Here is a 6,182-nt window from a genome sequence, read left to right on the forward strand (position 1 = left end):
GAGTCGCAAGAGTACAGATAAGAAAACCGATGCAGTGTCGAAAGGTACGGCTAAGACTCCTCAGCTTGATCAAGTGCATGCATCCGAGAAAAAAGAGAAGGCTAAGAAAAATACCTCCCTACGTTTAGATAAGAAAACATTGAAAGCACTGAAGATTATTGCGATAGAGCAAGAAACGAGTATACAAAAGCTAATTGAGAGCTTGGTAAAGGACTATATTAAAGAACATGGCAAATTGGATTAGTTGAATCTGCCATGTTAGAAATTATAAAAATACCATTAGTGCACGTGATTTTAGTTGTTATGCTCTAAAAAAAACGTGTAACTTTTATACTGTTTAGTATTTATTGTTTAATTTGTTTGTAGTTTTAATAGGGGTGAAGCATGGGTAAAACGTCAAAGAAGATTGATAAGAAAGTTTCTCAGGTTAAAGAGCTGAGCAATGACTTGTTGAAAGATATCAACAAGAAAGTTACTTCAACTAAGAAAGATTTACAGAAGCAGGTTGATGATTTGACTGCACAAGTAAACGAGTTGCGTGAAGAGGCGACTAAGCCTGCAACAAAGTGGTTGAAGAAAATCGAGAAGCAGTATCAAAAGCAGCTAAATAAGCAGCAGAAAGAATTTGAAGAGCGTGCTGAAGCTTTGCTAGAGACTAAGAATAAGCTGGTTGGTCAACTTGAAGATGCATTAAGCAAGCTTCCTCTGGCGGATAAGATTATGCCAGCGCCAAAGACGCCTGCTAAAAAAGCCAAAGCAACTGTTAAGAAGGCGGCGACTACTGCTAAAGCAAAAGCGTCAACAGCAACTAAGAAAGCCACTGGTGCAGCTAAGTCTGGTATTTCTTCGATGAAAGGTGTTGGCCCTGCGACGGTTAAGAAATTGAATGCAGCGGGATTTAATAGCTTGGAAGATATCGTTAATGCACCTGCCGATAAGTTGGCTGAGTTCAAATCAGTACGCGGCTCAGACTCTTGGGTTGAGCAAGCTAAAGAATTGTTGAAGTAAGCGTTTCAAGCTTCAATAAAAAAGGCAGCGATTAAGCTGCCTTTTTTGTATCTGAAATTTCAGATTGATACTTTCTTTTCTGCTGTAGGCAGAGCCTTGCGCGGCTCGCTGGCGGGTTAGCACCATCGCTGCCTACATAAAAAGTAATGCTACAGCTTATAGACTAACGTGACAGACGTTTCACGATCAGTTTTATCAGCACCTGCTGGAACATCAGAACTATGCTTAATGGTGTAACCAACCTTCATTGACAAGGCTTCTTGCACCTGACTGGTTAAGGAGATACCAAAACGTGTCACAGTGTTACTGTCGCCGGCTTCTGTATTCAGGAACTGGTCAAGGCTAGATGTTTCATTGAATTTCCAAGAGAAGATCTCAGCTGCACGAATAATGCTATCTTCTTCGTTATTGCCATTGTTGTCTTCGATCACACGATAACCAGGCGCAAGCTCGAAATTCAATTCCATATTATCTTCTGCAATAGCTTTATAGCCTAAACCCAGTGCGATAGAGGTTTGATGGTCAAAACCGCTAAAGCGATCCTTTTCCCACGAGATGACGCCAAGCGCATAAGCTCTATCAGAGAGCTTTCGGTCAGACTGCGCTTCAGCAAAATATCTTTCTGCAGAACTTACGTCATTTGATGAGCTGTTAAGCGCCTCTAGTTGAAGTGTGTGCTTCCAATCAGTGTATTCAGTTGAAGCATTAAATTTGGCATTTAGTGTTTCTGTATCCGAGTTGCCGCTGGTCATCACAAAACCAAGTTCAGCCGTTGCATCCCAGTTAGGTTCAGAGACCTCTTCAGCGTTTACTGTGGCGCTTAGGCTTGTAGAGATGAGAGCAATTGCTGTGGCAAGTTTAAGGTGTTGCATAGTATTTCTTCCTTTCATAAAGCTTGGCTAAGATACGATTCAATTTTGGCCGTATCTTAGCGATTTACTAGAGTAATGTCTCTTGTTTATGCTACTTGATGCATATATACATCTTGTTGTGGGTAGGGGATTGAAATGCCGTGCGCATCAAATGCTTTCTTCACGCCTTCTTGCATATCAAAGAATACACCCCAGTAGTCGCTAGTGTTGACCCATAAGCGGACTGTAAAGTTAACCGAGCTGTCGGCAAGTTCTGCAACGACAAATACAGGAGCCGGGTCTTTGAGTACTCGGGCATCATGACTGGCGAGTGACTTCAGCAGAGACTTGGCCTGGTCAATATCGTCGCCATAGCCAATGCCAAAGCTCAGATCGACTCGGCGAGTAGTTTCTTTATTAATATTCACCATGCTGCTGCTCGAAAGAGAGCCATTTGGAATGATGACGACTCGGTTGTCGCCCGTCTTTAGAATGGTGTTGAAAATCTGAATTTCAGATACGCTTCCGATGTAGCCCTGAGCTTCAATCAGGTCTCCTACCTTGAAAGGCTTGAATAGCAGAATGACAACGCCTCCGGCGAAGTTGGCTAGGCTTCCTTGAAGAGCTAGGCCAACAGCTAAGCCGGCAGCACCGAGTACTGCCACAAATGATGTTGTCTCGATGCCGACCATCGAGGCAACTGAAATCAACAAGACTACTTTCAGAATAACTGAAAGAATGCTGCAGACGAATTGACCAAGCGTCGCATCGACCTTGCTTGTGAGATTGTTGTTAAGAGTGCGTATGAAGCGATTGATGACCCATAGGCCGATGATGAGCGTAACGATCGCTAAGACCAGTTTGGGGCCGTAACTTAAGCTGAGTGTGTAGGCTGTCTGTAACAGCTCTTGAATCTGATCGCTGCTTTGATTGATATCTTCCATTTAAGCTTCCTTGATTAAGTAAAAAAGTGAGTTTGAAATTTAAATTCAGAAGCATAGACAGAAGCAAAAGAGAAAAAGTCACAAAGAAAGTNTATTTATATTTCATTGATCTGAGTGCGTGTGTGTTATTGGGAATTGATCTATGATTCTTTGTTCCGGTGTCCCGTATTCGCCAACATTCATCATTATTGCCGAGGATTAAAATGAAAGACGATACCATCGCAATTCATCACGGATATGAAACAGACCCTACAACCAAGTCCGTAGCAACACCTATTTACCAGACAGTCGCATACGAGTTTGATAATGCTCAACATGGTGCTGACTTATTTGACCTGGCTGTACCGGGTAATATCTACACGCGAATAATGAACCCCACTAACGATGTGCTTGAAAAAAGAGTAGCGGAGTTAGAAAAAGGTATTGCGGCCTTGGCTGTGAGTGCTGGCAGTGCTGCCATTCATTACGCGATTATAACGATCGCCAGCAAGGGCAAGAATATTGTTTCAGTACCTCAGCTCTATGGCGGTACTTATACACTTTTCAAGCATATGCTGCCGAGCCAGGGAATTGATGTACGTTTCGCTGAAGATGATAAGCCTGAGTCCTTAGCAAAGCTGATTGATGAAAATACCGCAGCCGTTTATTGCGAGAGTATTGGTAACCCCGCGGGTAATGTTATCGATCTGGAAGGCATGGCGAAGATTGCGCATGATAAGGGGGTGCCGCTTATCGTTGATAATACAGTTGCCACGCCAGCTTTATGTAAGCCTATTGAGTATGGGGCAGATATTGTTGTTCATTCGCTTACCAAGTATATGGGTGGGCATGGTAATTCGTTAGGCGGGATTGTCGTTGACTCAGGAAACTTCCCCTGGGCGGAGCATGCTGAACGATTCCCTATGTTGAACGAGCCAGAACCTGCTTACCATGGCGTGATCTATACCGAGGCAATGGGGCCAGCAGCTTTTATTGGACGATGCCGGACAGTTCCTTTGCGTAATACCGGGGCGGCCTTATCACCTATGAATGCCTTTTTATTGCTTCAGGGAATTGAAACGCTAGGTCTTCGTATGGAACGTCATTGTGAAAACGCAATAAAAGTGGCCGAATTTCTAGAAGGGCACGATCTAGTTGAGTGGGTTGGTTATGGTGGCTTGCCCTCAGATGAGAACCATGAGCTAGCCAAAAAATATATGAAAGGTACACCGTCGGCCATTATGACCTTTGGAATTAAAGGTGGTTTAGAGGCAGGTACGCGTTTCTATGATGCCTTGGCACTGTTTAAGCGTTTGGTAAATATTGGTGATGCTAAATCATTGTCGTGTCATCCTGCTTCGACAACGCACAGGCAAATGACAGAGGAAGAACAGAAAGTCGCGGGTGTTACGCCTGAAATGATTCGACTATCAATCGGTATCGAGCATATCGATGACATTCTTGAAGATTTGGAGCAAGCACTGAAGGCTTCGGTAGGCTAGAACGAAAGAGGCTGCTATGTAGCAGCCTCAATTTTTCTATCTCAATTTTACTCGCTCAATAGAGCGGCGATCTTAGCTTAGGCGTGGCAGTTAGTGTCTTTTTCGCCTTGGCTTGTATTAGAGATAGCGTCTTCATTGTTAGCTTTTTTCTTTTGGATGCCGTGGTTAATAATAAATGAAAAACCGACAACCATTGCAACCGTTACGATAAGGCTAGTAAAAAATGGAAATCCAAACATAATTTTATTCCTCTTAATGTCTATTTAAAGACTACAGCGCAAGTATTGGCGCTTCGATAAATACAAGTAAACTCATGAAGGAATACGAACTGCAAGCTCAGTCTAAGTCGCCTGCTTCTAATTCCAAATCAATGTTTCTAATCCCTAGTTCGTAATCAATCCATTTAGAAATAGCTTTCATGATGCTCATAAGCGAGTCCTCACTATTTGGTGGATTAGACAAATATGGCTTAGGGTAAAAATGCCAAATTCATCACGGTTCCGTTTTGGAACCTTGTGTAAAGTATATGGTTCCATAATAGAACTCGTCAAGTGAATCTATTGTGACGACTTGCTAAAATACTGTTCTATTTCTGGTATAATGGCTTTGTTTGATTTAGATCAACTTTGTATATTGGAACAGTGGCTAGTCTTATTAGGCGCGAATAATTCAAATAAAATGCAAAGAGGTAGCTATGCGTTGGGAAGAGATTGACTCTCAGGTTTGTTCAATTGCTAGAGCATTATCAATATTTGGTGATCGTTGGACGCTGTTAATCATCCGGGACGCATTTCGCCGCGTCAGGCGCTTCTCAGAGTTTCAAAAATCTTTAGGGATAACCCGCCATCGTTTGTCTGACCGTCTAAATCGTTTGGTGGAAGCTGAGGTTTTAACCAAAGTCTTATATGACGAGAAGATGTCTCGTTATGAATACCATTTAACTGAGAAAGGAATGGATCTTTATCCGGTGCTGATGACGGTTGTTCAATGGGGTGACAAGTGGCTATGTGATGGTGACGGTGCACCGATTATGTTCCAGCATAAAACTTGTGGTCATGTTTCCAGCCCTCGTTTTGCTTGCGATCATTGTGCACATGACTTACATGCCAGGGATATGAAGCCAGTATTAGGGCCAGGTGTAGAGAAGAAATTGGAGCGAGGGGAGTTAACGACAGATGACCCCGAGCATATTCATGACATTGTTTATTGAGTATAAGTACTCAGAGTCTCGATGAGATTGTTGTAAAGATAATAGTGGCGAGCATATCGCTTGATCTGAATTTAGTTAAGTAATAAATCAGTATCTATTGCGACAAACTTAGTGGCGGAACATATCAGTGACGAAGCTGTTAGTGCTTTAACGCCGTAGACCTCTACAGCAGAGCTGTGTTTCAGTTTGATTCGATCGACGAGCAGGTCGAAATCTCCATCACCAGATGCTAAAACAAGGATGTCACTGTGTGCCGCAAACTCCATAGCATCGAGTGTGATACCGACATCCCAATCAGCTTTAGCAGAGCCGTCAGCGCGCTGAATGTAGGGCTTCAACTTTACCTTAAACCCTATCGCTCTAAGTATATTCTGAAACTGTCTCTGTTTTTCATCTGCGGGCTCCGTTGCATAGGCCACGGCATTAACGACGTGTCGATTTTGGGTCACCTTTGCCCAAAATGCATTGTAATCAAAATGGCGGCCATAGGCTTGTCTGGTCGTGTAGTAAATATTCTGTACGTCGACCAAAACCCCCTGTGTCAGGATAGTTGTCGCCTCTGTTAATTTTTAATAATTGAATAGGAGGCGGTAAGAGAATATGAGTGAAGCATTATTCAAAAGAGTTTAAAGAAGCCATTGTTAAGAAGTGGCTTGGAAGTGGGTTATCATTAAGAACGTTTTCAGCC

Annotated in this window: 8 protein-coding genes; 4 read left to right on the forward strand and 4 right to left on the reverse strand. The window is 42.9% G+C overall.

What is annotated here, in order from left to right:
- Together A3761_RS26755 and A3761_RS03055 are read left to right on the forward strand one after the other, a co-directional pair.
- Window positions 1-244: hypothetical protein (locus A3761_RS26755; protein WP_197472770.1), on the forward strand; the 244-nt coding region annotated here is incomplete at its 5' end.
- A 140-nt stretch (window positions 245-384) separates the two neighbouring features.
- Window positions 385-1,008 carry a helix-hairpin-helix domain-containing protein gene (locus A3761_RS03055; RefSeq protein WP_068514185.1) on the forward strand — a complete coding sequence of 208 codons (624 nt, stop codon included), beginning with the start codon at window positions 385-387 and terminating at the stop codon, window positions 1,006-1,008.
- 149 nt (window positions 1,009-1,157) lie between these two features.
- On the opposite strand, the gene A3761_RS03060 is transcribed toward A3761_RS03055, so the two are convergent.
- Both A3761_RS03060 and A3761_RS03065 read right to left on the reverse strand, forming a co-directional pair.
- Window positions 1,158-1,880, reverse strand: a complete 723-nt coding sequence (locus A3761_RS03060; protein ID WP_068509581.1) for a YdiY family protein — start codon at window positions 1,878-1,880, stop codon at window positions 1,158-1,160.
- Between the two features lie 86 nt (window positions 1,881-1,966).
- On the reverse strand, window positions 1,967-2,803 hold the full coding sequence (locus tag A3761_RS03065) for a mechanosensitive ion channel family protein (protein WP_068514182.1): 837 nt from the start codon (window positions 2,801-2,803) through the stop codon (window positions 1,967-1,969).
- 203 nt (window positions 2,804-3,006) lie between these two features.
- Here A3761_RS03065 and A3761_RS03070 point away from each other — a divergent pair, with 203 nt between their 5' ends.
- The gene (locus tag A3761_RS03070) at window positions 3,007-4,284 is read left to right on the forward strand and encodes an O-acetylhomoserine aminocarboxypropyltransferase/cysteine synthase family protein (protein WP_068514179.1); all 1,278 of its coding nucleotides are present in this window, start codon (window positions 3,007-3,009) and stop codon (window positions 4,282-4,284) included.
- 77 nt (window positions 4,285-4,361) lie between these two features.
- Here the strand turns inward: A3761_RS03070 and A3761_RS26080 are convergent, their stop codons facing one another.
- Window positions 4,362-4,523, reverse strand: coding sequence for a hypothetical protein (locus A3761_RS26080; RefSeq protein ID WP_156490459.1), 162 nt, complete (start codon window positions 4,521-4,523; stop codon window positions 4,362-4,364).
- Between the two features lie 455 nt (window positions 4,524-4,978).
- Here A3761_RS26080 and A3761_RS03075 point away from each other — a divergent pair, with 455 nt between their 5' ends.
- Complete coding sequence (locus tag A3761_RS03075) at window positions 4,979-5,494, forward strand: helix-turn-helix domain-containing protein (protein ID WP_068509360.1); 516 nt, start codon at window positions 4,979-4,981, stop codon at window positions 5,492-5,494.
- Between the two features lie 71 nt (window positions 5,495-5,565).
- On the opposite strand, the gene A3761_RS03080 is transcribed toward A3761_RS03075, so the two are convergent.
- Window positions 5,566-6,042: an NYN domain-containing protein gene (locus A3761_RS03080; RefSeq protein WP_068553671.1), complete on the reverse strand. Its 477-nt coding sequence runs from the start codon at window positions 6,040-6,042 to the stop codon at window positions 5,566-5,568.
- Between the last annotated feature and the right edge of the window lie 140 nt (window positions 6,043-6,182).

The sequence above is a fragment of the Oleiphilus sp. HI0123 genome (genome assembly GCF_001635315.1).